Here is a 26788-nt window from a genome sequence, read left to right on the forward strand (position 1 = left end):
TAATTATTTTGTTGCTATAAATTGGAATAATAGGTGTTTTCTTACAAACCGGTCCCGGGCAACAGCTACAAATAGGTTCAGGGAACAGATTAACAAAATGAATATACAAAAAAAACAGGCATCTGTTTACACAGATGCCTGCAATATGTTTGATTATTGAATAGCGATATACTGGCGTTTTACGTTATGACCATAAATTTCTACCAGCGCATCCTTACTGGTGGCGGTTGCGCCGCCGCTGATGCTGATCGTTTTTTGATCGCCTGGTAATACAGAAATATAATTATCGCTGTAAAATACCGGTAAGATCCTTTTCTTGTTCTGTGCATTTACCAGTGATAGGCGGTTGAAAAATGCTACCGGGCCTCCTGCCGGATTGCTGATAGTTACATTAATACTGTCGCCTCCCGCTTTTACGGCCGTTACCTTCACGCCTGCTGCCGGCATTTGCGCTAACCCGGAATAATTTCCTTTGGCATCCGGCAACCAGTACAGGTTTTCATCTACCACCTGCTGCGCGGCGTTCAGCAAACGCAAAGAGAAGAACAATCCCTGCGGCGCTTTTAATTTATCCAGGAGCGATTTCATATTCATGAATGGCTGCACCGTGGTGGGCCCTACCTCTACAAATACCTGTGTGAGCAGGCTATCGTTGCCCTGCATATCGTATGTTTTTAATTCCAGCATCAGGTCGCGGGCGTATTGAAAGGTGTTATTTACGGCCATTACCATTCCCTCTTCCGGGTTATACATCACATGCAGCGGGGTGGCTCCTTTGCGGGTACCATACAGGCAGGCATTGGGGTCAAGATAGTAATCATACATTTGTCCGCGCAGGGCCGTCCAGGGGTTTTGTGTTTTCCAGATGATAACACCGGTATACCAATCCCACATATGTGAACTGAAACCTTCCATTAAACCGCGGTACTGGTCGTAGTTTACCAGCTGTGCTTTGTTGGCCCACTCTCTCAGGTCATTTGTTTTTCCATAGGGATCCACGGCTTTGTTATAAGCGATATACTTATGGTAATCCCATACGGCGTCGGTTTTACCGGTTTGCGGATCAGGCGGCACCAGGTTTTCCGTGGGTAAAAATCTTTCCAGTGACTCATAATCGCCGGTGCCTACCGAACCTACTTCAGAGTTAAACGGAAAGGTGCGCGTGCTCCAGAAGGTGGACAGTGGCTGAATGCCGTAAGGACCGTCGCCGTTACCACCGAGCGTGTTGTGCGACATGCTGTCTGAATTGGAGTAGTCGAAGAAATAGCGGGTGCCGTCCAGTGACGGAATAATAGAATCCTTCATGGCGGCGAACAAATCTGCCGGAGGCGTAATTTCATTTCCCCCGCACCAGAAAGCCAGCGAGGCATGGTTGCGTAACATTTTCACCTGGTCGGCTACACTTTCGAGGAACAGGGAATGATTGTCGGGGTATTTGCGGCGGGTCCACTGGTCGTCCTTTTTCATGGGGTCCTGCCATCTGCCGTTACAGTCGCCTGAGATCCAGAAATCCTGGAACACCAGCAGCCCGTACTTATCACAGGCTTCGTAGAACTCCGGTCTTTCCGTAAGACTGCCGCCCCAAATCCTGATGAGGTTCAGGTTCATATCGCGGTGGAAGCGTACTTCCGCGTCATATCTTTCTTTAGTGAAGCGGAACATGGCATCGGAGGTAATCCAGTTGCCGCCTTTAATAAATATCTTCTGACCGTTGACCGCCACTTCCCTGCTGCCGGTGTGTGCATTCCAGTACGTTTGAATTTCACGTACACCGAATTCCACGGCTTCCTGGTCATCCGTTTTACCGTTGTTTATAAACTGCAGCTGCAGCTGGTAGAGTGATTGCGGGCCATAGCCGGCGGGCCACCATAACAGCGGTTGTTTCAGCAACAGGTCCGGTAGTTGCACGATGGTGGCGGTATATGGCTGCAAGGCTACTTTCTTTGTGATGCGGTTCCCTGCGAGGGTGTATTGCAAAGTACCGGTAACAACCCTGGCAGTGGCATTTTCCAGCGTGGCTCCTACTTGCAGGGTAGCCGGCGCCTGTGGGCCCTGTGGCTGGCGGACGCCGGGTACGCGGGTAATGATGTGCGGGTCTTTAATCCTTACGGCGCCGGTTTTTTCAATGGTCACTTTATCCCATATGCCGGTGTTGCGGTCGCGCATGGGTTGGATCCAGTCCCACCCCGCGGTATACTGCGGACCATTATTTTTTGCGATGGTACCATCGCCTCCCTGCCCACCGTTGGGGTTACCCGGAAACTGGGGCGGATACACGATTACAGCGAGACGGTTTTTACCGTTCTTCGTCAGGAAAGGAGTAATGTTATATGTTTGGCGGAGATAGGCGCCATAGTGAGTGGTTTTATTTACGCGATGCCCGTTCAGATAAATATCGCAGCCATCGTTTACTGCCCGGAAGTGCAGCCATACCTGGGCGTCGCCGGTGGCTGGCTGTTCTGTAAAGTCCTTTACAAACCAGTAGGTATAATGATCGCGACCAGCGTGATAGATGTCCGGAATCTTTTCATTGTTCATGCCGTACATCGGATCGGGCACCTGTTTATTATCCAGCATCGTGGTAAGCACCGTGCCTGGTACGGTGGCCTGCGTCCAGCCGGAGAGTGTATAGCCTGGATCTGAGAGCTGCTGACCGGTAACTTTTACACCAGCAATATTGCTGCATTGCCATCCGCTGTTGAGTTCATATTTTTCCTGCGCTGATAATCTTAAAAAAGACAACATCAGCAGGCAGGAGATCGTTGATTTCCGAAACATAGTGCTTTTCATTTTTACGGCCCATAGTTACCTGATACAATAACCGCAAAGATAGCACAACCGTATTCCGGATCAAAGCATGTCCACTTTTTTGGTCAGGAAACAGGAAACCCCTTCGCCTGCCGTGCCGGCAGGCGAAGGGGAACATTAGTTGATAACAGCTTACTGCTGTTCTGATAATTCTTTTACTTTATCCAGCGCTAATGGCCAGGCTTTATTGAAATAGTCTTTAAACTCGTCAGCCAGATCCATTTCTACCAGTAACTCCGTTTTGCCGTTGACGTTAGTCAGCGTATAATTTTCATAAGCGCCGGCCCAGGCTTTTACTTTGTCGCTGGTGAGGTCTTCCACGCCGTTGTCAATTTCACCGAGGTGTTGAAACGACATAAATTCATTGGGCACCTTGTCCGCAATCCTGGCCACCATACCGCGGTTACTGCCATCGTGGAATATTATCTTGCTTCCTTTCTCCCAGTTGGTATCTGCTTTAGAGCCTTCAGCAAAAGGAGCTGTCCACTGCGGATAGGAATTATCGCCCCAAAGTACTTCCCATACTTTTTCGCGTGGCGCATTGATGGTAGCTTTAAACGTTGTTTTTTCCATAACTATTCATTTACAGGGTTCATAATTTGTTTATTGTATTTGTTCCGGTACTCCAGCGGGGTAAGTCCTGTTACCTTTTTAAACATGGTCCTGAATGTTTTTGTATCGATATATCCTACGTCGTAGATGACTTCGTTGACGTTTTTTGTACTGGTTTCAAAATCGCGCTTGGCTGCTTCGATCTTTATCCGCTGAATATATTCTATCACCGTGTTACCGGTCGATTTTTTAAATCTTCTTTCAAAAGTCCTTCTTCCTATAGCCGACATATCAGACAGCTGTTCTACCGTGATCTTGTCCTGGTAACTGGATTCAATAAATTCCTGGGCTTTACGGATAGGTTCGTCGTTATGTGCTTTCTGTCCTTCGAAAATGATGAAAGGCGACTGGCTCTGGCGGTCTATATCAATAGCATATGCCTTGGCGGTAAGGATCGCAATATCCCTGCCGGCGTACTTTTCTACCAGGTAAAGGATGAGGTTGAGATAAGAATAGGCGCCACCGCTGGTATAAATACGTTCTTCTTCCGTGATGATCCGGTTGTCCATCAGGTTTACATCCGGGTACATGGTTCTGAACTCCCGGGCCATTTTCCAGTGGGTAGCACATTGCTTGCCTTTGAGGAGACCGGTAGCAGCAAGGAAAAAAGCGCCCAGGCATAAACTGGCTACGGATGCGCCCTGCTCGTATTGCTGCCTGATCCAGGGAATAAAATCCTGGTTCATGGCTGCTGCGCGCGACTGATCCCCGTGCAGGGAAGGAATGATGATCAGGTCTGTTTTCTTTACATCGTTTATCAGCACCTCCGGAGAGATGGTAAATAAACGGTTACGCTGGCTTACTTCGGCTGTTATTCCAACCAGCTGTACCTGGAACATTGGCTCCCGGCCTTTTTCCGCAAGGAAGTTATTAATATCCGTTAAAATCTGGTAGCTGCCTTCGATGTTAACTAAACTGGTGTGCCCGAGGGGAACCAGGACAGAAATATGTATCATACGCTGCAATTATAATAGTTTATGCCGCAATTACCCTGAGAATTGTCGCTTTACACCCCTGTTACTTCCCGTAACCCTTACGATTTTTGCATTATAGTTTTCACACAAAAATCCGGTTAAAAATGACCATGATCCATACCTACCTTACTTTCAACGGTAACTGCCGGGAGGCAATGACTTTCTACAAAGATTGTCTGGGTGGAGAGCTGAAGATTCAAACCATCGGAGAATCGCCTGTTTCAGCAGAAATACCCGCTTTTATGAAGCCGTTTATATTACATTCCAGTCTTACCAAAGGCAGCCTGGTACTCACTGCGTCCGACATGGTGCCTGACGCGGGACTTACAGCCGGCAATACCGTTTCTTTATTATTGAATTGCAACAGTGAAGACGAAGCCAGAACTTTTTATGCCCGTCTTTCCACGGATGGTATTCCTACGCATCCGCTGGAAAGTACTTTCTGGGGGGCTTTATTCGGTGGGCTTACTGATAAGTTTGGTCTTCACTGGCTTATTAATTTTGAAGGTAACAGCCGGCAATAATTATTTATTTCCCGTTAAACGCTTTTTCCAATGCAGCGATATCTAACTTCACCATTTTCATCATTGCCTGCATCGCTCTGCCGGATTTTTCTTTATCAGGATCACTTAATAATTTAGGCATAATGGTAGGCGTGATCTGCCAGGATAAGCCAAATTTATCTTTCAGCCAACCGCATTGCACTTCGCTTCCGCCGTCTGCGGTAAGCTTCGACCAGTAGTAATCTACTTCTTCCTGAGTTTCGCAATATACCGTAAAGGAAACAGCTTCTGTGAACGGAAATTGCGGTCCGGCGTTAATCGCCAGGAACTCCTGTCCTTCCAGGTGAAAGGTAGCTGCGAGCAGTGTACCGGCAGGAATTCCCATTTCTTCCTGGTAATATGACTTATCGGTCACTTTTGAATTTTTGAAGATAGATGAGTAGAAGCTGATCGCTTCTTCTGCATTCATATTAAACCATAATGATGGGGTGATCTTTTGCATAACGATAGATTAGAATTTTACAGATTTTCATTTCGTTACAAAGATACCCGTCGTCTTTCTCTTATTGAAGGTGCAAAAGCGACATTCTTTGGGGGCACTTGCGACAATTGCGCGCGGATTTTGTCTTTCTCAGGATTACGCTGATTTTACTGATTAGTTTGATTTTTACTTTTGGATTTTTTTGGATTTTTAGATTTAAAAAAATTAAGAGAGATGAAAGCGGATATTCGCTTTTATCTCCCTTAACTATATTATTAAACTATTATCAGGAAAATCTAAAAAAATCCAAAAGTAAAAATCAAACTAATCAGTAAAATCAGCGTAATCCTGAGAAAGACAACCTCCGTGCTGTCAGCACTTCTTTGAGTCCCATCATGAGCAGGGAGCCGGCGCCGAAGAGCAGCATCACCCAGGGAGCATTATGAATGCCCTGCGAGGTGATGATCCAGCCGCTGACGGCCGTTCCCAGGGTAACACCCATGTTGCCGAAAGAGATAGATAAGCTGGTGGCAAACCCCGGGGCTTCTGGCGCCGCGGCCACCATGTAGGCCTGGGCCGTAATAAAGCAGGGCGTGTGCAGGAAACCCCATACAATAACTAATGGTACTGCGAACAGCGGCAGATAGTAAATACCTATGGACACCAGCGTGATGGCAATGAGAGAGGCAGCCATTGTACCGGTTACACTTTTACTCAGCAGTTTGCCGGCCAGGAAGTTGCCGGGCACGCCGGCGGCGCCAAACAGGAGCAGCATTACGCCCACTTCGCCGGTGGACATATGATTTACTTTTCCCAGATAGTCCGCAAAATAGCTGTAGGTGGAAAACATGGCCGATACCATAAACACGTTCATGATACTGCTGGCCAGGAAGGCGGGTTTGGTGAGTATTTTCAGCTGGGCGCCATAAGATGGTTTTTCTGTAGCCGGCATCGATGGCAAAAAGGCAAGGATGGCTATCAGCGCAATCGCACTTACAATGGTTTGCACTACAAACGATAACTGCCAGCTGTTATAGATCCCTGCCAGCCAGGTGGCAAACGGGATAGTCGTTACCGTTGCAATGGCGATCCCGCTCATCACAATGGCCATCATTTTATGCGTGTGCTTTTTATCGGCCGCACCAGTAGCCGCAGCGATGGCTGTGGAAATGTACACCGGCTGCAGGAAAGCCGGCAACATCCGCACCACCAGTAACAGCCAGAAGGGAGGTGATAAGGATGATACCACCCCTGTTATGAGAAAAATGGAAATGCTGACAGCCATCAGTGTTTTACGGTTACATCCCGATAACCAGAGCGTCATCAGGGGGCCTCCTAATGCAATGACCAGCGCGAATGCGCTTAACAGCGTTCCTGCCTGATCGATAGAAATGTTGTAATACGCCGCCAGCTGCGGGAGTATCCCAATAACACCAAATTCGGTGGTGATGATGCCTAGTAAACCGAGACTTCCGATATATGCGATTCTTTTCATTTTTTTTGCTGTTGAATAATGCCGGAATTTTTTTGCTGGTACAAAAGTGAGGATGTAAATCATATAAAGAAAATAATATGATTTATTAGTCCTCATAAAAATATTTATAACTTGCAGGATGGTTAATCTGGAGTGGTACAGAACATTTAAAGCCGTATATCAAACCGGCTCACTGACGGCGGCGTCAAAGATGCTGTTTATTTCGCAGCCGAATGTAAGTCAACATTTATCCGCGCTGGAAGCGCATATCGGGAAACAGCTATTTGAGCGCAAACCCAAACTGGTGCCTACCGATTATGGTAAGCTATTTTATACGCAGGTAGTGGAGCCACTGGAAAAGCTGGAAAATGTGGAAGCGGATTTCCGTTATTTCTGCATCACCAAACAATTGCCGAATATCCACATCGGCGCTGTAAAAGAATATTTCCAGGCAGTAGTAGCCAAACGCATCAGCGAGGTGCCGGCGAATATTATCATTGAGTTTGGCCTGACCAAAGACCTGCTGCGGCGGCTGCAGAAAGGCGATCTTGATTTCCTCATTGCCACGCAGCTGATAGAAGAAAAGAACATCATCTATGAGCCCATTCTCCGGGAACAGTTCCTGATTGTATCCCACCCGGATCTTGACACCAAACCATTTAAAAACTCCCTGAAAAAGAAATCACTGGATGAAGCGGAGTCGTGGCTGCTGAAACAGCCATGGTTTGCCTATAGCAGCGACCTGCCCGTGATACGGCGTTTCTGGCTGGAAAACTTCCGCAAGCGTCCCGCTATCAAACCACAGTTTATTATCCCGGATATGCAAACGATCCTGCAGGCGATCAGCTGCGGCAACGGGCTTACCATCACTGCGGATTACATGGTAAAAGAAGGCATAAAAAAAGGAGAACTGAAAGAAGTATGGCGGGGCAACGTACCTGCCAGCAATACGCTGTACCTTGCCTACGACAATACCCGGATGGCTACCGACCGGGTAAAAATTGTACGGGATCTGCTGCAGCTTTAACCGCCTGCTGAAAGAAATAGTTTATTTTGTAGTACTGAACGATCATTTACTATTTATGAAGCTAAGATTCCACCTAAGCACCCTTTGGCTTATTTTAAGCCTGTTTGGCAGCGCCATGAGCCAGGCCCAATCCACTCCTCCCCGGTTCCGGGTTATCGCCTTTTATACGGCTAAAAACGACCAGGCCCACATCAGTTTTGTACATGAAGCCAATAAGTGGTTCCCGGAGATGGCCGCAAAATACCAGTTCAGCTATGATTCCACCAACAACTGGCAAAACCTGAACACGGCGTACCTCTCCAGGTACCAGGTAGTGATCTTCCTGGACACCCGCCCTGAAGACCCGGCACAACGCGCCGCCTTCCGGCAGTATATGGAACATGGAGGCGGCTGGATAGGCTTTCACTTTGCAGCGTTTGCGCTCACCCCTTCGGATGTGCCTCAAAACTGGGACTGGTACCACAACACCTTCCTGGGGTCGGGTTCCTATGGCAGCAATACCTGGCGCCCTACCTCGGCAGTGCTGCGGGTAGAAGACCACCGGCATCCGGCCACCAAAAACCTGCCGGATACTTTCTCCGCCGCACCCAATGAATGGTACCGCTGGAGCAATGATCTGCGCAAAAACCCGGACATCAGGATACTGCTGTCGGTAGATTCCAGCAGTTTCCCGCTGGGCACAGGTCCGAAGCAGCACGAGATCTGGCACAGCGGCTATTATCCCGTAGTATGGACTAATAAAAAATATAAGATGCTATACCTGAACATGGGGCATAACGATATCGATTATGAACATCACACCAATAAGGAATTATCTTCCACGTTTGCGAATGAAACGCAGAACAGGCTGATACTGGATGCGCTGGAATGGATGGGGAGAAAGAAATAAAAAAGCTGCGCACCGGATGATTACCCCGTGCGCAGCTTCCGGCTATTTAGCCTGTAAAGTGGCAATAGTTTGCTGTTGTGCTGCTACCTGTTTATTTAAACGTTCTACGTTTTTGTTTAGCTGAATAATATACAGCGTAAGTTCTTCTACTTTTTTCAGCAGCTGCTGATCAAATTCTCCCAGGTCCAATCCTTTTTCAACTACTTCTTTTTCCGATGGAATGCCTTCCAGGTGTTTTTCTGTTGTTACAAAGTGCTCTACCTCCTGCAGGGATGGCAGCTGGTAGTCAGGATGAAATACATAATCTGCCCAGGCCCCCTGCTGTACCTTAACACGGCGTGCGCCCAGCGTGCCTTCTACCGTGAGTTTGTAATTGGGCGACGGGCTGGAACTTCCAATACTCATGTTGCCGGTATTTCCATCGGCTGCCATAAAATAGTTAGCACCCCCACTTCCGTCTAGGTTCATATTTGAGAAATACAAATTCGCGCCCGAAGCGCCCAGGCCAAATGATCTTGTGGCGCCGGTAAATTCAATAGCGGAGCCGTTATACAATTTCATTGATTTCAGCCAGTTATTGGTAGTCCAGATTGGACCTCCCATCACATCCAGCTTTGCGGATGACCCTTGTGTGCCGATGCTGAGATTTCCCTGTATACCGATGGCATCGGTTGGAACAAAAGGCAGCACATTGGTCACATTATCATCTCTCACCAGCATCAGTGCCTCTCCGCTTGCATAACCAGTGAATGAAAAGAAATTCACCGATGCACTGTTTACTATTTCTGCGGCCAGATAACTTTTACTGTTATAAACAAGGGTCACTAATTTCACCAGTTCATTGTAGCTGATCAGGGACCCTTTGGTGGCGTTATACGCGGTAGAAGTATTGACCTCAATGGTCCATTTCCTGTTAAAGGCGGCGGTAGCTCCCCTGATTCCTGTGATTTTCCCCATTACGTGCATGTCGGGTAATAAGGTTCCCGTATATAATTCATGCAGCAATATATAATTAGGCCCCTGCGAATCCTCAGATGCCCCGGCGATCAACCGGTTCACAAAATAATTCCGGTAATTATCCACCACCTGCAACTTACTTACAGGATTAAGCGTACCAATTCCCACATTGCCGGTGGTACCAATCACATTGGTTTGGGCCTTTACACTTGTAAAAGCGAATACAAAAAGTACAGGGAGTAATTTTTTCATGAAATTTTATTTATCAGATATAAAAGTCGGGCAGAACAGAAAGCAGGACAAGCTATGTTGCCAATCAGGGGTAACGGGTTAACCATTCTGAACACTTTCCGTCCGGGAACAAAGGAAAGAAGAAAGAACAAAAGTATTGCTCACATCTTTGTGTTAATCTGTGCGAAGGTTGTCTTATCCAGGATTACGCTGATTTTGCTGATTATACTTTTGGATTTTATTAAAGTTATAAAAAAGGGATTTTGGAAGATATCAGCAAAAATATCCGCTTATATCTCCCAAAATCCTTTTAAATCCAAATGATCAATCAAAATAATCAGCAAAATCAGCGTAATCCTGAATAAGACAACCTTCGCTAATTCATAAACGCCTCTATCTTTTTCTTCTCGTCCAATTTAACAAACTGGCCATATTTATCCAGGTACTCCCGGGCTACTGTTTTGAATCCGGCCTTATCCTGTTTATTGAGCAGATAGATCGTTCTTGCACGCAGGTATATTTCCTCGCCGGGTGCGCCGTAAGGCTTTACGGCAGCGTAAATGGCGGCCCAGTCGGGGTTAGCGCCATTATCCGGCACAGCGGGTGCAATGAGGTCCTGGTAAATGAGGTTCATCATTTTTACGGCCGATTGCCTGGCGCCCATGGCTTTATCGATGGCTTCCATGTTATCGCGGATAATGGAGAAGCCGGTGTCGCGGGTGCTGCCGGTTACCTGCATTACATAACGAAGGTCTTCTTCCGAATACGGCTGTTTTATAACTGCGAAGTAGTCGGCTCCTGCCAGGGCGGCGCCATCTTTATCGCCGGCCTGCACGGCCAGCATGGCCAGCTTTCTCAAAAACGCCGGATCTTTTTTGCCATCAATATACTCCTGTAACATGGCGCTGTAAATGGCAGTAGGTTCTGTGAGATCGGCATCCTGCGCAGCTACCGGCGGAATGGCGCCCATGTCTTTATTGAGGGGTGCATGGATTTTTCTTATTTCGGCAAATGGAATTTTCACTACTTCACGGTCATAGGTGAGCAGTCCGTTTTGTTCTCCCTCCACATCAAAGGGTTGGGTGTAGATGCTGGCAGATAATCCTTGCCGCTCCAGTAATTGCAAGTGCTGGTTCATAACCGCGTATTTCGATTTTAGTGCGCCCGGCTTTTCCTGGATATATCCCCAGGCGGTATTGGTGTTCCACTGATGATCAGCGATGAATACACCGATACCTCCGAATTCGCCTAATACGCGGGCCTTTCCGGGCATTTTAATAGCGTTCATGGGGTTGGGATAACTGTGTACATCGGTAAGATCGGCGCCAACGTATGCATTCGGACTCGGACTGCGGAGTTTTTCATTTACATACAGGTATTCGCCGGAGTGGCCGTTGACGAGGCGGGAAGGATCGCTGCGTTTGATCCATTCCGTTAAACGCTGCTGATCAAACTGTCCCCATTTTTCGTTGAACAATACCCAGGTAGTAACGCAGGGATAGTTGTGCAGTTGAGCCAGCGTTTCTTTGCATTGCTGTTCAAAGGCGGCTTTGGCGCCTTCCGGAAGACTGTGATTGGGACTTACCATATCCTGCCATACCAGCATGCCGAGTTTATCTGCCCAGTAATACCAGCGGTCCGGTTCCACTTTAATATGTTTACGGATGGTATTAAAGCCCATTGCTTTGATGGCTTTGATATCAAATGCCAGCGCTTCATCGGTGGGCGCAGTGTATAAACCATCGGGCCAGAAACCCTGATCCAGTGTGCCGAGGTTGAAGTAAGGTTTGTTGTTGAGGAAAATGCGGTCCACTCCTTTTTCATCTTTTGCAATGGATACTTTGCGCATACCGAAATAACTTTTCACTTCATCTGTAACGGTATTGCCTTTCAGCAATTTCACGGAAAGGTCGTACAGGAAAGGGTTGCCGGGCGACCATAACGTGGGGTTTTCCAGCCTCAGCTGCAGTGGTGCGCCGCTTTTGCCTTTCACTTTACCTGCGGGCTTACCGTTGGCGGAGGCGACGGCTTCTACGGTGTATCCGGCAGGTGCGTTTACCGTGAGGTTCAGTTGTTGCCTGTCGATATCCGGTGTGAAATTTAACCCGGCGATATAATCTGTGGGCACTTTTTCCAGCCATACGGTTTGCCAGATACCCGAGCTGGGGGTATAATAAATATCAGCGGGGTTGAGTACCTGCTTGCCGGAAGGCCCCACGCCCCTGTCGGATGGATCGTAGATCTTCAATACCAGGATGTTTTCGCCATTCTTTACGGCATTGGTGATATCGATGGTAAACGACGTATAGCCGCCGGTGCGACCACCCACTTCTTTCCCGTTGAGATATACTTTGCTTTGCCAGTCGACCGCACCAAAATGCAGCAATGTTCTTTCGCCGGCAGCCTGGCTGATATCAATTTTGCGGCGGTACCACAGTCGTTGTTCGGGAAGCAGTGTTTTCTTTACACCCGACAAGGCCGATTCCAGCGGATAAGGCACGAGTATTTGTCCTTCGAAGTTATACGGCGCTGCTTCATCAGCGCCGGTGATGGCATATTCCCAGAGGCCATTGAGGTTTTGCCAGTTGCCGCGTTCCAGCTGTGGACGCGGATAAGCGGTGAGTGCATTTTGCGGGCTCACTTCTTTCGCCCACCTGGATTGAATAGCAACGGGCTTCATTTTATACGTGGTTTGTGCCTGTAGCGGGCAAAGGCCGGATAATAGCAGCGCAGCGGCCAGTAATGGTGTTCTCATCATGGAGTTACTTATTTCTTTGTGGTTAAATTGAGTGGTTGACAGGGTTGTGATCTTCAGTTCATCTTAATGGCTAAAACAGGTACGGCAGCAAAATATACATAATTCCCGATGAATAAACGGACTTAACTTTTAAGGTTTGTTAATCTGTATATTTTGCATTTTCATTAATATTATATTTTACAGTAATGTTATATAATCATCTCTATAATTAAAAAAATAAACAACATCTCTTTATTATAATTAACATTTTATTCATAAATTATACAAAAACAATCTCATCCCATGGCATAATTAAAATATTACTAAAATGAATACTATAAACCTCAACCGCTATGATCACATCTCCGATACCTGGGATGAAATGTACATTGCCGATAATCACCTCCGGGAGCAATACCACCGGATTATCAGTTACCTGGAGAATGAATCTGCCAACGACCTCAATAAAAAAGAAGAACTGGCTAAACGGCTGTTTATGAGCCAGGGGATTACCTTTACGGTATACGACAGCGGAGAAGGAATTGAAAAGATCTTTCCGTTTGATATCATCCCCCGCATCATCACCTGTTCCGAATGGACCTTTATTGAAAAAGGTATTAAACAACGTCTGAAGGCCCTGAACCTTTTTCTGAAAGATGTATATAATAACCAGTTTATTATCCGCGACGGCGTGATCCCCGCTTCGCTGATCTACTCCTGCCCCCATTTCCTGCGGGAAATGCACCAGCTGAATGTACCCTACGACATCTACATCCATATTGCCGGGATAGACCTTATCCGGGATTTTGACGGCACCTTTTATGTACTGGAAGATAACCTCCGCACGCCTTCCGGCGTAAGCTATATGCTGGAGAACCGCGAAATCACCAAGCGGCTTTTCCCCGACCTCCTGCCCCAATGCAAAGTGCGCAGCGTAACGGAATACCCGTCTATTCTCTATAAAAACCTGCTGTCACTCTCGCCGCGGGCTGTCGCTAATCCTACCATCGTTTTGCTCAGTCCGGGTATGTACAACTCCGCCTACTATGAACACACCACGCTGGCCCGCCTCATGGGCGTGGAACTGGTAGAAGGCCGCGACCTGGTAGTACGCGATCAGAAAGTATACATGAAAACCACCACCGGTCTGCAACAGGTAGATGTGATCTACCGGCGTGTGGATGATGAGTTCATAGATCCGCTGGTGTTCAACCCTAAAAGTGTGCTCGGCGTAGCCGGCCTCATGAGCGCCTACCGCAAAGGCAATGTAGCCATCATCAACGCCACCGGCAACGGTGTAGCCGATGATAAAGCCGTGTACAGCTACGTACCGGACATGATCAAATATTACCTGAATGAAACACCGCTGCTGCAAAACGTACCTACCTACAGTTTGGGTAACCCGGAACATAAGGAATACGTCTTCCAGAACATGCACAAAATGGTGATCAAAAAAACCAACGGAAGCGGCGGCTACGGCATGTTAATGGGGCATGCCGCCTCGGAATCTGAAATAGAAAATTATAAAAAAGAAATACTGAAAGATCCCCGCAATTTCATCGCACAGCCCACTATCAGCCTGTCTACCGCCCCTTGTTACCTCGATGGCATGCTGCAACCACGCCGGGTGGACCTGAGACCTTATGCCCTCGTTGGGCCAGACGGCATCTCTATTGTTCCCGGCGGATTAACCAGGGTAGCCCTGAAAGAAGGCTCCCTCGTAGTAAACAGCTCACAGGGTGGCGGCAGTAAAGACACCTGGGTACTGGCATCATAAACTAAAACACAAGCCTATGTTAAGCAGAGTAGCCTCCAGTTTATATTGGTTGAGCAGGTATGTAGAAAGAAGCGATGGTATTTTAAGAATGCTGAAAATAAACTACGCATCTTCACAGGACACCATCCAGGAATTTACCTGGACGCCGGTGATCCGTATTTCTTCCGGCAGAAATGAAGCTGAAATATCTTCTATCAAAAACGATAGCCGGTCGGTGATCGAGTACCTGCTCTTTAACCGCGATAATCCCAATTCTATTATCAACATGATCACGCTGGCCCGTGAAAATGCCCGGAGCGTGCAGGAACATATTGCGAAAGACCTCTGGCAATGCCTCAATGAATACTACCATACCGTAAAAGATCCGAAGCTGCTCTGGTATGTACAAAAAGATGATCCTGTTACCGCGCTGGATATCCTCATTAAGCAGGTAATGCTTTATTACGGTACTGCAGGCAGTATCATGGAAAGAGGCGAAAGCAGGAGCTTTATGAGCATTGGTAAATACCTGGAGAGAAGTATACAGTCCATCGATATCCTGGACATCAAGTTTATCTCTATCTCCAATAATCCCGACCTGCTCACGGATACCTCTTACTGGCAACACCTGCTTTTATCGCTGGGCGGTTATGAGCTTTACCTGAAAACCTACCGTAAAGGCTTTGAAGCGGAAAACGTGCTGGAACTGGTCATGCTCAACAACGATTTTCCCCGGTCAGCAAAATATTCGGTCAACAATATTCACCGGTATTTCGAACGACTGAAAAGTGATAAAAATATTGAACACTATAATAAATTGTCGTTTAACATCGGGCGACTGAACAGTACCATCACCTACAGCTCCGTAAACAGTATGAAAGCGGAAGGGCTGCATCCCTATCTTGTTAAGATCAGGAGTGAGCTGTATGGCATCGGGAACCTGCTGAATGAATACTATTTCGCAAACGCTTAACCATCGCATTATATGCCTGTTTTCAAAATAAAACATATCACGCATTACACTTATGAAACTCCGGTGCGCGACAGCGCCAACCAGATAATTTTGTATCCTGTAAAAGACGATTACCAGAGAGTGATCAAACATGATCTGAGTATCTCCCGTCACCCGGAAGTGGAAACGTTCAAAGATTATTATGGCAATGAAGTAGGTATTTTCACCCAAACGGATCCGCATCATGAATTGAAAATATTCTCGGCCATCGTTGTGGAAACCATTCCGCGGCCACTGCCCGCGGATGTTCTTCTCCCCGCCACCCAATGGCAGATGCTGGAAGATATCCGCTACGACGTAGCTTTTATTGATTATTTCAAACAGGAAGTTTTTGAAAGCGTGGCTTCTTTACGGCAAATTTCGCTGGACCTGAAAGAAGACACCGATACGCCGTTCAAAACAGCGGTACGTTTCTGTGACTACGTATATACGCATTTCGATTATATCAAAGGAGTAACCACGGTGGACAGTACCCTTGATGAGATACTGCTGTTGCAGGCAGGCGTATGCCAGGATTTTGCGCACCTGCTAACGGCGATGCTGCGGTTCACTCAAATTCCGGCGAGGTACGTGAGCGGGTATATTTGCCCGAATAAGAACGGTATGCGCGGCGAAGGCGCCACCCATGCCTGGGCGGAAGTGTATATTCCCGAATATGGCTGGCTGGGACTGGACCCCACCAACAACTGCATCGCCGGGGAAAGCCACGTAAGGCTGGCAGTAGGGCGTAACTTCAGCGATTGCTCGCCGGTGAAAGGCGTATACAGCGGCGGCGCAGGCCATACCCTGGATGTTACAGTATCAGTAGGTTACGACGACCAGGACCAGTTTGATCCTGAACCATTTTTTCCTGCCCAGCCTGCCATGAGCAGTACTGTTGTGGCCGAGCCCGTAAAAAATAGTTACCAGCGCCACCTGGAAGAAATGATGATACAGCAACAGCAGCAACAACAATGAATTCCTGAATTACACCGGCGAATGGCGGGATCCCGTCTGCGGAGCCCGTCATTGGCCGGTTTGGCCCCGCTAAAGCAATCTGCTGATTTATTTATTAAAACAATCTGATAATACACAAATAAAGAAAAATTTATATAGTTTTGCCTTAACCCTAAATGGGAGAACGATCACTACAACTGTCACAACTTAAAAGAGTACAATGCAAAGCTTAGCCATAAAAGGCCGCTGGGATGCTTTCTGTAATACCATCAGCAAAATTCCGCCGAAATACCTGTATGCTTTATTTTTACTAATGGCGGTAGGCATCTCCTTTCATTCCTGGCACTCTTCGCAGGACATGGAAAGATGGACCCGTTATAATAACTTCCTGATTTTTAAACATGCATTCTCACACCTGATACACAACCAGGACCTGTATGTATTATACGAATCTGAGTATTACGACCTGTATAAATACAGCCCGTCTTTTGCCTTGTGGATGGGCGCTTTTGCCTGGATGCCGGATGTACCAGCATTGATTTGCTGGAATATAATGAATGTAGTGGTGTTTATTATTGCCATCAGAACATTACCGGTAAAGAAAGAAAAGCAATCGATCCTGTTGTTGTTTTTGGCTATAGAGATGATGATTGCGCTCACCAGCTCCCAGATCAACGTATTCATCACGGGCTTTTTCATCCTGGCGTGGCACAGCATGGAAAATAAAAAGATCTGGCTGGCAGCATTGCTGCTGGTAGTAACCGTATATATCAAACTATTTGGCCTGGTGGCCATGTCGCTGTTCCTGTTATATCCTGAACGCTGGAAAGCGGCGTTGTACACGGTGTTCTGGACCGTTGTGATTGCGGTGATGCCGTTGCTCGTAATTTCCTGGGATCAGCTATTGTTCCTTTACAGGAGCTGGGCACACCTCCTGGCCAACGATTATTCTGCTTCCTATGGCGTATCTGTAATGGGATGGTGGCATACCTGGTTTGATATGGATATCTCCAAACAGCTGTTCATGCTTTCAGCGGCGGCCGTATTCATGTTGCCGTTCATACCCATCCTTTACAACCGGGAATCGAAATTTAATCTGAGCATGCTGGCTTCTGTGCTTATATGGGTGGTGATCTTTAACCATAAGGGAGAATCCCCTACTTATATTATTGCGCTCACCGGTGTAGCGATCTGGTACTTTACACAGGAGCGGCCATCCACGTTAAATACAGTGCTGGTGGTGCTTACGCTGGCATTCACCTCCTTTTCTTCCACCGATCTGATCACGCCTTACTGGATTGCCAGAACTTACGTAGAACCTTATGCAGTGAAAGCGGTATTCTGTTCTATTGTATGGTTGAAAATAGTGCTCGAACCATTTTTTGCTACCTCCCCGGAGCCGGGAAGGATTACAGCAGAGAAGCTGCAGCGCGCAGCATAAAGATAAAACGAAAGGGAAGGCGTAATACCTTCCCTTTTCTTATGCATTTTGTTTTCTTACGTATTTGGTGAGGATCACGATGAGTTGTCCTTCTATCTTTCCTTCTATTTGTGCTGTATTATCCGGCACAAGACGGATGTTCTTTACCACGGTACCCATTTTTGCATTTAAAGTAGACCCTTTTACATCGAGGGATTTGGTAAGAATAACGGTGTCTCCGTTTTGCAAAATGGCGCTATTGCTGTCCCTGTGCAGATCCACAGCGCTATCGTTTTCATGATCGCCGGTAGCTTTCGCCCAGGCCAGCGCTTCATCGTTGAGGTAAATCATTTCCAGGTTATCTGCCGCCCAGCTTTCCTGTTTTAAGCGGTTCAATATGCGCCAGGATACAGTCTGCACACCCGGAATTTCGCTCCACATTGATTCGGTTAAGCAATGCCAGTGGGTACTATCCAGCTCTGCTCTTTTCTCAATCTGCGACTGACATTTCTCACAGATGAAGATACAATTATCCTGATCACTGTAGGTCTGAGGAGGCACTTCATATACATTCAGCGGTTCTTCTGATTTGCATAGTTCGCACTTGTTTTCACTCCTTGTTAGTAATAGTTCGTTCAGCTTCATAATATCCTTTATAAAAAAATGTGCACGAAGGTAACGTTTTTTGTCCCGGGAAATGCTCATTTTCTTATTTGCCCCGACTATAAGAATATTTATATTAAAATCAGGGCACTACCGTAATAAATAAATAAGTAGCCAGTATCACCAGCAGCACAATTCCCTGCAGGATATTGGTTTTCCCTGCGTTAAAAGAAATGCTGATGGTAAAAAGTGAGAGGATAAGCAGCAGCGTGGATTTCGCATCGATACCGAGCGTAATTTTAAAATCCAGTGCATAAGCAACGATGGCTACGGCCGGGATAGTGAGACCAATGCTGGCCAGTGCGGAGCCCAGCGCCAGGTTCAAACTTGTTTGCAACCGGTTTTGCGAAGCCGCCCTGATAGCTGCCAGTCCTTCCGGCAGCAGGATAACCGCCGCTATAATAACCCCTACCAGGCTTTTAGGCGCACCCAGGTTTACCACAATGGTTTCAATAACAGGCGATAATTTTTTTGACAACAACACCACCACTGCCAGCGCTATTAATAAAAATACCAGGCTTACGGTGGTAGTAAGCCCCGATGGCGGTGCGGCATGTATATCTTCATCACCCGGCGGCGCATCTTCAGGCAGGAAATAGTCGCGGTGCCTGACCGTTTGCACGGCCACGAAACCGCCATACAGCACCAAAGAAATGATGGCCACAAATATCAGCTGGCTGCTGGAATAAACAGGCCCCACTTCGGTAGTAGTATAATTTGGTAAGACGAGGGTTAAAACAGCGATCGCCGTTAATGCGACCAACGCGGCACTGACACCGGCTTTTATAAACGCCTGCTCTTTGAAACGATAGCCTCCTATAAACAATGACATGCCGATTATACCGGAAAGGATCAGCATAATGGCGGCGAACACGGTATCCCTTGCGAGCGTGGAGCCCTGATCCGCTTTATTCAACATAATGGATACAATCAGTGATACTTCTATCACCGTAATCGCCAATGCCAGGATGAGTGTACCATACGGCTCTCCTACTTTATGCGCTACCACTTCTGCATGATGCACGGCAGACAATACCACGGTGATGAGGGATAACCCCATCACTGCCGATAACACGCCATTTTGTTCTCCTGCGAATCCTAATAATGCCAACCCGGCTACAGGGCTGATAAGACACCATAACGGGAGCGTAATTTTCCATTTCCTGTAGAGAAGGTGATTGAATGCCATTTGCTTAATTTACAAAACTTTATGCACATAGCAGCTACGGGAAAGAAATGCAGTATATCAACCCGGCGCCAACAGGCATAAAGCTAACAGGCATCAGCCGGTAGGCAACAGGCTGTACACCGCCTCATACAGATCGTTAATGCGGAAAGGTTTCGCTAATAAACTGTCGGCCATACATTGGCTGATGGATTCTTCAGGATAATTCCTGGCGGAGAAAAGAACAACCGGCAACTTTGCTTCGTCCGGCGAGGATTTAATTTCCCTGCATAAATTCCGCCCGTCATAACTGCCCATGGCAATATCCATCAGCAGCACATCAGGAGCGAATTGCGAGATACACTGATGAAGCTTTGCAGGGTCTTCCAGGGTCATCACGTCCATATTTTTTCTGGAAAGGACGAGGGAAACTGCTTCAAGGATATCAGGATTGTCATCTACAACCAGAATCTTCCACATGTGGATTGTTTTAATTCATGAACATTCACATCGGGAACACGTTGGTCATGCTTCCCACAGGTCAGATTGTAAAGGTAGAAATGTTTTTTCTTTTAAAAATTGGCACAGCACGCCTCCCGCCTAATTATTTTGCTGACTCCCGTTATAAGGCAGCACGAACGTGAATACAGAGCCCTTTCCGTGCTCGCTTTCTACTTCAATGGTCCCTCCATGACGATAAATGATACCCGCCGAAATATACAGTCCCAGCCCCATTCCGGGGAAGGTATGCATCTTTAAATGCTGTACCCTGAAAAGCCGGTCAAATACATGCTTTACCTGGTTTTGCGGAATGCCAATGCCCTGGTCGCTCACGCTTACTTTTACGCCCTCCCCGGTATGGGCGGTCGTAATTTTTATTTCCCCTCCATCGGGTGAGTACTTAACGGCATTTGAGATGAGGTTGACCATCACTTCCGCAATACGGCCACGGTCGGCTGTAACGGGTTTTACGGCTTCATCCGGCATAAATACAAGCTGATGTCTCCTGGACAAGCGCTGCATATCTTCCGCCTCTTCTTTGATAAGATGGTTAATATCAAAAAGCGTTGTATTCAATGATAACAATCCCTCCGATACCTGCGCGGAATCGAGCATGCGGTGAATAAGATCCGTAAGGCGGTCTATCTGGAGATCAAGTTTTTGTATCAGGTTAACATTCTCTACATCATTTGTTTCCCTGAATTTTTCCTGCAATACTTCTGCGTATGCTTTAATGCTGGTCACCGGCGTTTTCAGCTCGTGGCTGGCGATACCGATAAACTCATCTTTCTGCTTCTCCATGTCCTTGCGAACGCTGATATTCATGATAAAAACAGCCACCCTCCGTTGTTGTGGCCGGCCTATCCGCTGCATGTAAATGTCGTACCATCCCTTCAGCGGTTCATTTTTAATTTCCATTTCAAAACGGACTGGTTGTCCGCTGGCAGCCACTTTCGCATGAATGTCCAGCCAGATCTCCGGTACATCAGGCAAAATTTCCCGGAAGGTTTTTCCCAGGATCTCCTGTAAGCCGGTATTTTTATATAACGCAGGATTTACCTGGAGAAACCGGAAATCATTTATCTTTTCATTTTCACCCGTCAAAGGTTCTACGATATAAAATCCTTCATCCATCGAGGTAAGCAGGGTACGGTAATTTTCCTCCGACTGCCTCACTGCTTCCTCGCTTTGCACCCGTTGCAGGCACATATAAATACGGGGGGCAAGTTCTTCGAGTAACGCTGTTTCATCCGGGCGCCAGCAGTAAGGTCCCTCCTTCTGCATAATAATGATAAACGTGAGATGGCCATCCGCAATAAAAGGCGCCATTAATTGCGCTCCCACGCCTTTTGTTTTGAACATTCCTTTCTGGGAAGCGATATGCGGATCGTTGGCGATATCATTGGCCACTACCAGGTTCCCCTTTTTCAGGGTCTGCAGGAAGTCGGCGGTAATAAAAGCCCGCATGCTTTGTTCTCCCATGAGGCTTACCAAACCGGGCTCCTTTTTTTCATAAATGGTAGTAATGGAACCGGCCTGTTCATCGATATAGGAAAAAGTGAGCCTTGACAGCCCGAAATGCCGGGTGATCCTTTCGCCGGCAGACTGCATAATATCTTCCACCTTATTCATTGCCACCATATCGCCGGCTATACCCGCCAGTAATACGCTGTTCAGCTCCCGGTATTTACGGTCCGTAATATCATCATACACCACCGCAATTACCCTGCTACCGTCCCCGCCTATACGGGAGGTATATATACTATACCACCGGCCGCCGGCGGATACGCTCCCTTCAAAACGGCTGCTGTTACCGGTAGAGGCAACGGCTCCAAAATATTGCAGCCATGCCGGGTGAACATCGAGTTGCAATTCCCTGGCCGTTTTGCCTGTTACATCGGAAACATTGTTCTGCCTTTTAAATTCAGCGTTTGCTTCGAGTATCCTGTAATCAACGGCTGTATCTTTCTCATCAAATATTACTTCACTGATGCAGAATCCTTCATCAATAGACTCAAATAAGTTCCTGAATTTTTCTTCTGATGCCATCAATCCCTGTTCTGCAAATTTCCTGGAGGTAATATCTATAAATGTAACCACCACCCCGTTGATATGATCTTCCGCAGTACGGTATGGCAATACCCGCATAATAAATACCTTACCCGAGGTAGCTTTTACTTCCCGTTCAATTACATAAAGCTTCTCCAGTACCAGTTCTGCATCATTCAAAAGATGATGATACTCGAGATGATGGGTGATATCAGACAGCGGCCGGCCCAGATCTGCGGGGATAAGATTAAATATTTCCCTGGCAGCCGGCGTGAACAAAGCCACGCGGAAGCCACGGTCAAGGAAGATAGTACCTATACTGGCAGAGTTGATCAGGTTTTGCAGGTTATTACCGGCAAGACTTGTTTCCTCTATCTTTACTTTCAACTCCTGGTTCACGGTCCGGAGTTCTTCATTGATCGACTGCAGTTCTTCCTTGCTTGTTTCCAGCTCTTCTGCGGCAGAACGCAGTTCTTCGTTCATCGCCTGCAGTTCTTCATTAGAAGCTTTCAGTTCTTCCGCATTGAATTCATGTTGTTCATTAGACGCCCTGAGCTGTGCTTTCAGGTTCACCAGTTCGGCTTCCAGCTGCCGGGCTACCGGCTCCCCAGTGGTCAGGATCACGTCCCTTCCCGGCTTCTCTTCTGTTACTTTTTCAAACAGTACCAGGATATACCCACGTACCACCTCTTTACCCTGTAATACCGGCCGTATGTGAATATTGATCGTTTCAATTTTATCGTTGACCGTTACTTTCAATCCTCTTGCTTCCACGGCGGTTTGATGCTGCAAGGCCTGGTATAATGCGGAACGCAGCTCCAGCCGCAACTCCTGCCGGATCAGTTTCAGCAGGTTCTGTGAAGGTTCGCCGCCGGATATCTGGAGATAACGGCCTGCCCTGTCGGAAATATGTGCAATTTCATATTCTTCATTGATCAGTATGGATGGCGGCGCATATTCTTCCAGCAGGCGCTGATGGAGATCCCCGAAAGAAATCCGTTCCAGCGACCTGCTTTCCCTTTCAACAGCGGCAGGCGTCAACCGCGGCTGTTCAATTTTCAGGGAAGGCAGCGATTCCGGTACCGGGAAAGGCCGGAGCAATTTCTTCCGGCTTTGAAAAATATGAAACTCCCGGTTGAAAGGCACGAACAAATCGCTCCAGCTATCGGCGGACTCTGATGATCCCAAAAGAAGGAATCCGCCCTGGTTCAGTGCAAAGTGAAAAGTATCCATCGCTCTTTCCTGGGCCGTGCGGTTCAGGTAGATCAACACATTCCGGCAGCTGACAATATCCAGGTGGGAAAAAGGCGGATCTTTCAAAAAATTGTGGTTGGCAAAAAGGATCATTTCCCTTATTTCCCTCCTGATGCGATAGGATTCGCCCTCCTTATTGAAAAACCGCCGTAGTCTTTCAGGGGAAATGTCCGCGGCATCGTTTAATGTATAAAGACCTTCCCTTGCATGATTAATAGCTCCTTCGTCTATGTCCGTGGCGAAGATCTGTATCTTCGGCGCTTCCAGCTCGTTATCAAGCAATTCTGCACATAAAATAGCAATGGAATAGGCTTCTTCTCCTGTTGCGCAACCGGCTATCCAGATCCTCAATTGCTGTTCCGCTGTTTTTCCTTTTATGGCCATTGGAAGTACCTGTTGCGCTAATATTTCAAAGGCTTTCTTATCTCTGAAAAAATTAGTAACCGATATCAGCAGGTCTTTCAGCAATGCCACCACTTCCTCGGGATTGTCCTGGAGAAAGGACGCATAAGAAGGCAGATCGGGCAGGTTCCGGATATTGATCCGGCGTTCAATCCGGCGCAACAGCGTAGGCCGTTTGTAATTCGAAAAATCATGTCCGGTTTTCACCTTTAACTGTGTAAAGATTTCCCGCAGCGCCTGTTGCTGGCTTTCCGGTCCTTTTTCAGCGCTTAGTAATATACGGACCGTGCCGATACTATTCCTGTAATCGATAATTCTCTGGGGAATTTCTGCCACAGGCAATACTTCATCCACCAGATCGGTAGTGATCGCATTCCTGGGCATTTCATTAAACTCCGACTCCCTGGGGTTTTGTACAAAAGCAACACCTCCCAGTTCTTTAATGCGCTTCAGTCCCATTGAGCCGTTGGCGCCGGTGCCGGAAAGAACCACACACACCGCGCCTGCCCCATGTGATTCCGCCAGCGACCGGAAGAAAATATCTACAGGAGCGCGACGCTCTTCTACTTGTATATTAGGGGATACCAGGATGTATCCATCTTCCATAGTAAGATGCTTATTGGGAGGTATCACATAAACATGGTCTGGTTCCACTAATACTTTTTCACGTACCTGGCTCACCGGGATATGGGAAACGGCCTGCAGTACCTCGGCCAGTTTGCTGTCATGATCAGGAGAAAGATGAAGAATAACCACGTATGCCATCCCTGAATTTGCCGGAACGTGCTCAAAAAAAACCTGCATTGCCTGAATACCTCCGGAGGAGGCCCCAATACCTACTATGAGAAAGTCTTTTTTCTGCTGCTCATTTTCTTCACCCGGAGCAAACGTTGAATTAGGAGATTCCATGTTATGTTTTGTAAATGATACGGATATGGCAGATAGATAACTGCCATGGTATCCACCGTCGCAATTTAAATATTATGGATGTATATTTTGCTTTTCTCTGATTTAAAGCGTCTTCTATTTACTGTGAAGTTGCTTTTTAACAGGTGTTGCTGTTTCGCGCTTTATATGACTGGCATCAAGATTGTCCATTTCGTGCAGCATCTTCCTGACCTGTTCATTAAAGCCGGTGGCATCTTTCGCTTTCTTAAAATACATGGCAGCCAGTGCAGGTTGATTTATTTCCGCAAAGTGATCTCCCATATGATTCAGCAGGTTTACACTTTCCTCGAGGCCGCGTGTGGTATTCCACAAATTATTCTCTATATCCTCTGTAATGGCCGACAGCAGGCTACTTTCAGAGAACGCATGACCGGTATGGCACCGGTAACGGAGTCGCCCACCCTCCTGCATCGCCGCCAGCACGCCATGACACTCAGGACAGGACAACGCCGTTAATTCGCCAAAAATAATCCCGGCCTCTGGCAGCTTCTCATGAACAGCTATCTCAATTTCTTTCCTCACTGCTTCGTTATTATCCTTCTCCTGGATGTCAGCAACCCCATCGGGCAGCGGCTCATCAGTTAGCTTCACCAGCAGCCCTGCAATGTCCGATACCGGCACTACATGGTCTACCGCCACCTCCTGTATGGCATGTTGCGGCATGGAAGGCACCTCGGCATCTTCCGGCGCCTGCACGATGGCGAGGCCGCCACGCTGTTTGATATACCATAATCCAGCCGTGCCGTCGTCCAGCGCACCGCTGAGTATGATCCCGATTACACGGGAGCCATACGCATAGGCCGCCGAGCGGAAAAGTGGATCTACAGCGGGCCGGAAGCGATTTTCCTTTGGCCCGCGCGTTACACGCATAAATCCTTTTTCCAGGATCAGGTGCCTGTCGGGCGGCGCCACATAAATGTGTCCTGACTTAACCGGCTCTTTATCCACTGCATTGGTAGCGGGTAATCTTTTTTGCTTATTGATAATCCTGGGCAGCACCCCTGTTACCTCTGCTGATATATGCCATACAATGAAAATGGCGGCAGGGAAATCCGGCGGCAGCCCGGAGGTAATCGTTTTAATGGCCTCAAAGCCACCTGCAGAAGCACCGATCACAATAATGTTTCTTGTTTGCATAACCTGAGATTTACAGATCCGTTCTTTACACTGTCTCCCAAAAGCCTGATCACTAAAATCAGGCCGTTATGCCAACTATACTGCCGTGCTTCCTTTACAAAACAGTATCTACTCCCTGTAATAATCTTTCAGGCTGCCATTTGGGGTGAAGCTGATGAAATACCGCTCCCGGCTGCCATTGATGGACTGGGGATACCAGCTGATGCTGTTTCCATCAAAAATGCCGTAAATATGTTCAAGGGGTTTTGCGCCGGCGATATCTGCTGCTTTACGGTGATAGTTCCTGTATACAGCAGCAACGCTGGCAAAACTGATGTCATCGAGATTAACCAGTGATTTGCTGATATCATCGCGCACAGACATCTGCACCGGTTTGGGTTCCTCCCATTTGCCATCGTTATAGTTGTATTCGTCAATATAGGCGGCGTTCTGCGGATGCTGAACCGTTACATTTATTCGTCCGTCGTTATAAAAATGAATGGATCTGTAGAGATGGATACTTTTGCCTGCAAAGGCCGGCAATTCGCGCAGCGCGTGTTCGGCAGCATTCAGCTTTACGGCATTACTAAGAAAATCATGGTCGCCGGATGTTGTAGTGGAGTTATGTATAATCGTAGTGCCATTGCGATGTTCCACAACAGTAGTATTGGTGCTGGTACTCGTACTCAGGTGGGTACTGGTGCTGGAACTTGTGGTGGTGGTGGTTTCGTCCTGGGTAGCCGGAAGATCTTTGTAGCTGCTGTCGGTATCACTGCCATACAGGGTATCATGTATGGATTCCCGGAACTGGTTACAGGACATACACATCACCACTACTACTATAATGCCGGTCATCTTTTGTAAACGCATCTT

The 26788-nt window shown here is 47.3% G+C and carries 20 protein-coding genes; 7 read left to right on the forward strand and 13 right to left on the reverse strand.

What is annotated here, in order from left to right; translation table 11 throughout:
* Positions 1–153: 153 nt before the first annotated feature.
* The 3 genes from QFZ51_RS24125 to QFZ51_RS24135 all read right to left on the reverse strand — a co-directional run bounded on the left by QFZ51_RS24125 (position 154) and on the right by QFZ51_RS24135 (position 4376).
* The gene (locus QFZ51_RS24125) at positions 154–2778 is read right to left on the reverse strand and encodes a glycoside hydrolase family 2 protein (RefSeq protein WP_429049813.1); all 2625 of its coding nucleotides are present in this window, start codon (positions 2776–2778) and stop codon (positions 154–156) included.
* A 162-nt stretch (positions 2779–2940) separates the two neighbouring features.
* On the reverse strand, positions 2941–3381 hold the full coding sequence (locus QFZ51_RS24130) for an SRPBCC family protein (protein ID WP_429049816.1): 441 nt from the start codon (positions 3379–3381) through the stop codon (positions 2941–2943).
* A 2-nt stretch (positions 3382–3383) separates the two neighbouring features.
* On the reverse strand, positions 3384–4376 hold the full coding sequence (locus tag QFZ51_RS24135) for a GlxA family transcriptional regulator (RefSeq protein ID WP_429049818.1): 993 nt from the start codon (positions 4374–4376) through the stop codon (positions 3384–3386).
* Between the two features lie 122 nt (positions 4377–4498).
* Here QFZ51_RS24135 and QFZ51_RS24140 point away from each other — a divergent pair, with 122 nt between their 5' ends.
* Positions 4499–4918: a VOC family protein gene (locus QFZ51_RS24140; RefSeq protein WP_429049820.1), complete on the forward strand. Its 420-nt coding sequence runs from the start codon at positions 4499–4501 to the stop codon at positions 4916–4918.
* 4 nt (positions 4919–4922) lie between these two features.
* Here QFZ51_RS24140 and QFZ51_RS24145 read toward each other — a convergent pair whose 3' ends face one another.
* Both QFZ51_RS24145 and QFZ51_RS24150 read right to left on the reverse strand, forming a co-directional pair.
* Positions 4923–5399 carry a VOC family protein gene (locus tag QFZ51_RS24145; protein ID WP_429049823.1) on the reverse strand — a complete coding sequence of 159 codons (477 nt, stop codon included), beginning with the start codon at positions 5397–5399 and terminating at the stop codon, positions 4923–4925.
* Between the two features lie 316 nt (positions 5400–5715).
* Positions 5716–6873 carry an MFS transporter gene (locus QFZ51_RS24150; RefSeq protein ID WP_370907545.1) on the reverse strand — a complete coding sequence of 386 codons (1158 nt, stop codon included), beginning with the start codon at positions 6871–6873 and terminating at the stop codon, positions 5716–5718.
* A gap of 118 nt (positions 6874–6991) precedes the next feature.
* On the opposite strand from QFZ51_RS24150, the gene QFZ51_RS24155 reads away from it, so the two are divergent.
* On the forward strand, positions 6992–7879 hold the full coding sequence (locus QFZ51_RS24155; protein WP_370907546.1) for a LysR family transcriptional regulator: 888 nt from the start codon (positions 6992–6994) through the stop codon (positions 7877–7879).
* A 55-nt stretch (positions 7880–7934) separates the two neighbouring features.
* Positions 7935–8768 (forward strand): ThuA domain-containing protein, encoded by an 834-nt coding sequence (locus QFZ51_RS24160; RefSeq protein WP_429049827.1) that lies wholly within the window; start codon positions 7935–7937, stop codon positions 8766–8768.
* 42 nt (positions 8769–8810) lie between these two features.
* Here QFZ51_RS24160 and QFZ51_RS24165 read toward each other — a convergent pair whose 3' ends face one another.
* Both QFZ51_RS24165 and QFZ51_RS24170 read right to left on the reverse strand, forming a co-directional pair.
* The gene (locus QFZ51_RS24165) at positions 8811–9977 is read right to left on the reverse strand and encodes a hypothetical protein (protein WP_429049830.1); all 1167 of its coding nucleotides are present in this window, start codon (positions 9975–9977) and stop codon (positions 8811–8813) included.
* A 355-nt stretch (positions 9978–10332) separates the two neighbouring features.
* Positions 10333–12714: a glycoside hydrolase family 2 protein gene (locus QFZ51_RS24170; RefSeq protein WP_429049832.1), complete on the reverse strand. Its 2382-nt coding sequence runs from the start codon at positions 12712–12714 to the stop codon at positions 10333–10335.
* Positions 12715–13021: 307 nt separating this feature from the next.
* On the opposite strand from QFZ51_RS24170, the gene QFZ51_RS24175 reads away from it, so the two are divergent.
* The 4 genes from QFZ51_RS24175 to QFZ51_RS24190 all read left to right on the forward strand — a co-directional run bounded on the left by QFZ51_RS24175 (position 13022) and on the right by QFZ51_RS24190 (position 17838).
* Positions 13022–14470 (forward strand): circularly permuted type 2 ATP-grasp protein, encoded by a 1449-nt coding sequence (locus QFZ51_RS24175; RefSeq protein ID WP_429049835.1) that lies wholly within the window; start codon positions 13022–13024, stop codon positions 14468–14470.
* Between the two features lie 16 nt (positions 14471–14486).
* Positions 14487–15422 (forward strand): alpha-E domain-containing protein, encoded by a 936-nt coding sequence (locus QFZ51_RS24180; RefSeq protein ID WP_429049838.1) that lies wholly within the window; start codon positions 14487–14489, stop codon positions 15420–15422.
* Between the two features lie 12 nt (positions 15423–15434).
* Complete coding sequence (locus QFZ51_RS24185; protein WP_429049841.1) at positions 15435–16418, forward strand: transglutaminase family protein; 984 nt, start codon at positions 15435–15437, stop codon at positions 16416–16418.
* Positions 16419–16617: 199 nt separating this feature from the next.
* Positions 16618–17838, forward strand: coding sequence for a glycosyltransferase family 87 protein (locus QFZ51_RS24190; protein WP_429049843.1), 1221 nt, complete (start codon positions 16618–16620; stop codon positions 17836–17838).
* A gap of 39 nt (positions 17839–17877) precedes the next feature.
* On the opposite strand, the gene QFZ51_RS24195 is transcribed toward QFZ51_RS24190, so the two are convergent.
* The 6 genes from QFZ51_RS24195 to QFZ51_RS24220 all read right to left on the reverse strand — a co-directional run bounded on the left by QFZ51_RS24195 (position 17878) and on the right by QFZ51_RS24220 (position 26785).
* The gene (locus tag QFZ51_RS24195; protein ID WP_429049845.1) at positions 17878–18462 is read right to left on the reverse strand and encodes a PhnA domain-containing protein; all 585 of its coding nucleotides are present in this window, start codon (positions 18460–18462) and stop codon (positions 17878–17880) included.
* Positions 18463–18562: 100 nt separating this feature from the next.
* Positions 18563–19669: a calcium:proton antiporter gene (locus QFZ51_RS24200; protein WP_429049847.1), complete on the reverse strand. Its 1107-nt coding sequence runs from the start codon at positions 19667–19669 to the stop codon at positions 18563–18565.
* A 93-nt stretch (positions 19670–19762) separates the two neighbouring features.
* Entirely contained in the window at positions 19763–20125 is a 363-nt protein-coding gene (locus tag QFZ51_RS24205; protein ID WP_429049850.1) for a response regulator, read from the reverse strand.
* Positions 20126–20245: 120 nt separating this feature from the next.
* The gene (locus tag QFZ51_RS24210; protein ID WP_429049852.1) at positions 20246–24760 is read right to left on the reverse strand and encodes a CheR family methyltransferase; all 4515 of its coding nucleotides are present in this window, start codon (positions 24758–24760) and stop codon (positions 20246–20248) included.
* Between the two features lie 114 nt (positions 24761–24874).
* Positions 24875–25936, reverse strand: a complete 1062-nt coding sequence (locus QFZ51_RS24215; RefSeq protein ID WP_429049854.1) for a chemotaxis protein CheB — start codon at positions 25934–25936, stop codon at positions 24875–24877.
* 108 nt (positions 25937–26044) lie between these two features.
* Positions 26045–26785 (reverse strand): hypothetical protein, encoded by a 741-nt coding sequence (locus QFZ51_RS24220; RefSeq protein ID WP_429049857.1) that lies wholly within the window; start codon positions 26783–26785, stop codon positions 26045–26047.
* Positions 26786–26788 lie beyond the last annotated feature (3 nt).

The sequence above is a fragment of the Chitinophaga sp. W3I9 genome, from assembly GCF_050434025.1.
Taxonomy (GTDB): Bacteria; Bacteroidota; Bacteroidia; order Chitinophagales; family Chitinophagaceae; genus Chitinophaga.

Bases quoted from the DNA above. Each gene is read 5' to 3' on its own strand.
- QFZ51_RS24125 (WP_429049813.1), bottom strand. From the start codon at position 2,778: ATGTTTCGGAAATCAACGATCTCCTGCCTGCTGATGTTGTCTTTTTTA.
- QFZ51_RS24130 (WP_429049816.1), bottom strand. From the start codon at position 3,381: ATGGAAAAAACAACGTTTAAAGCTACCATCAATGCGCCACGCGAAAAA.
- QFZ51_RS24135 (WP_429049818.1), bottom strand. From the start codon at position 4,376: ATGATACATATTTCTGTCCTGGTTCCCCTCGGGCACACCAGTTTAGTT.
- QFZ51_RS24140 (WP_429049820.1), top strand. From the start codon at position 4,499: ATGACCATGATCCATACCTACCTTACTTTCAACGGTAACTGCCGGGAG.
- QFZ51_RS24145 (WP_429049823.1), bottom strand. From the start codon at position 5,399: ATGCAAAAGATCACCCCATCATTATGGTTTAATATGAATGCAGAAGAA.
- QFZ51_RS24150 (WP_370907545.1), bottom strand. From the start codon at position 6,873: ATGAAAAGAATCGCATATATCGGAAGTCTCGGTTTACTAGGCATCATC.
- QFZ51_RS24155 (WP_370907546.1), top strand. From the start codon at position 6,992: ATGGTTAATCTGGAGTGGTACAGAACATTTAAAGCCGTATATCAAACC.
- QFZ51_RS24160 (WP_429049827.1), top strand. From the start codon at position 7,935: ATGAAGCTAAGATTCCACCTAAGCACCCTTTGGCTTATTTTAAGCCTG.
- QFZ51_RS24165 (WP_429049830.1), bottom strand. From the start codon at position 9,977: ATGAAAAAATTACTCCCTGTACTTTTTGTATTCGCTTTTACAAGTGTA.
- QFZ51_RS24170 (WP_429049832.1), bottom strand. From the start codon at position 12,714: ATGATGAGAACACCATTACTGGCCGCTGCGCTGCTATTATCCGGCCTT.
- QFZ51_RS24175 (WP_429049835.1), top strand. From the start codon at position 13,022: ATGAATACTATAAACCTCAACCGCTATGATCACATCTCCGATACCTGG.
- QFZ51_RS24180 (WP_429049838.1), top strand. From the start codon at position 14,487: ATGTTAAGCAGAGTAGCCTCCAGTTTATATTGGTTGAGCAGGTATGTA.
- QFZ51_RS24185 (WP_429049841.1), top strand. From the start codon at position 15,435: ATGCCTGTTTTCAAAATAAAACATATCACGCATTACACTTATGAAACT.
- QFZ51_RS24190 (WP_429049843.1), top strand. From the start codon at position 16,618: ATGCAAAGCTTAGCCATAAAAGGCCGCTGGGATGCTTTCTGTAATACC.
- QFZ51_RS24195 (WP_429049845.1), bottom strand. From the start codon at position 18,462: ATGAAGCTGAACGAACTATTACTAACAAGGAGTGAAAACAAGTGCGAA.
- QFZ51_RS24200 (WP_429049847.1), bottom strand. From the start codon at position 19,669: ATGGCATTCAATCACCTTCTCTACAGGAAATGGAAAATTACGCTCCCG.
- QFZ51_RS24205 (WP_429049850.1), bottom strand. From the start codon at position 20,125: ATGTGGAAGATTCTGGTTGTAGATGACAATCCTGATATCCTTGAAGCA.
- QFZ51_RS24210 (WP_429049852.1), bottom strand. From the start codon at position 24,760: ATGGAATCTCCTAATTCAACGTTTGCTCCGGGTGAAGAAAATGAGCAG.
- QFZ51_RS24215 (WP_429049854.1), bottom strand. From the start codon at position 25,936: ATGCAAACAAGAAACATTATTGTGATCGGTGCTTCTGCAGGTGGCTTT.
- QFZ51_RS24220 (WP_429049857.1), bottom strand. From the start codon at position 26,785: ATGCGTTTACAAAAGATGACCGGCATTATAGTAGTAGTGGTGATGTGT.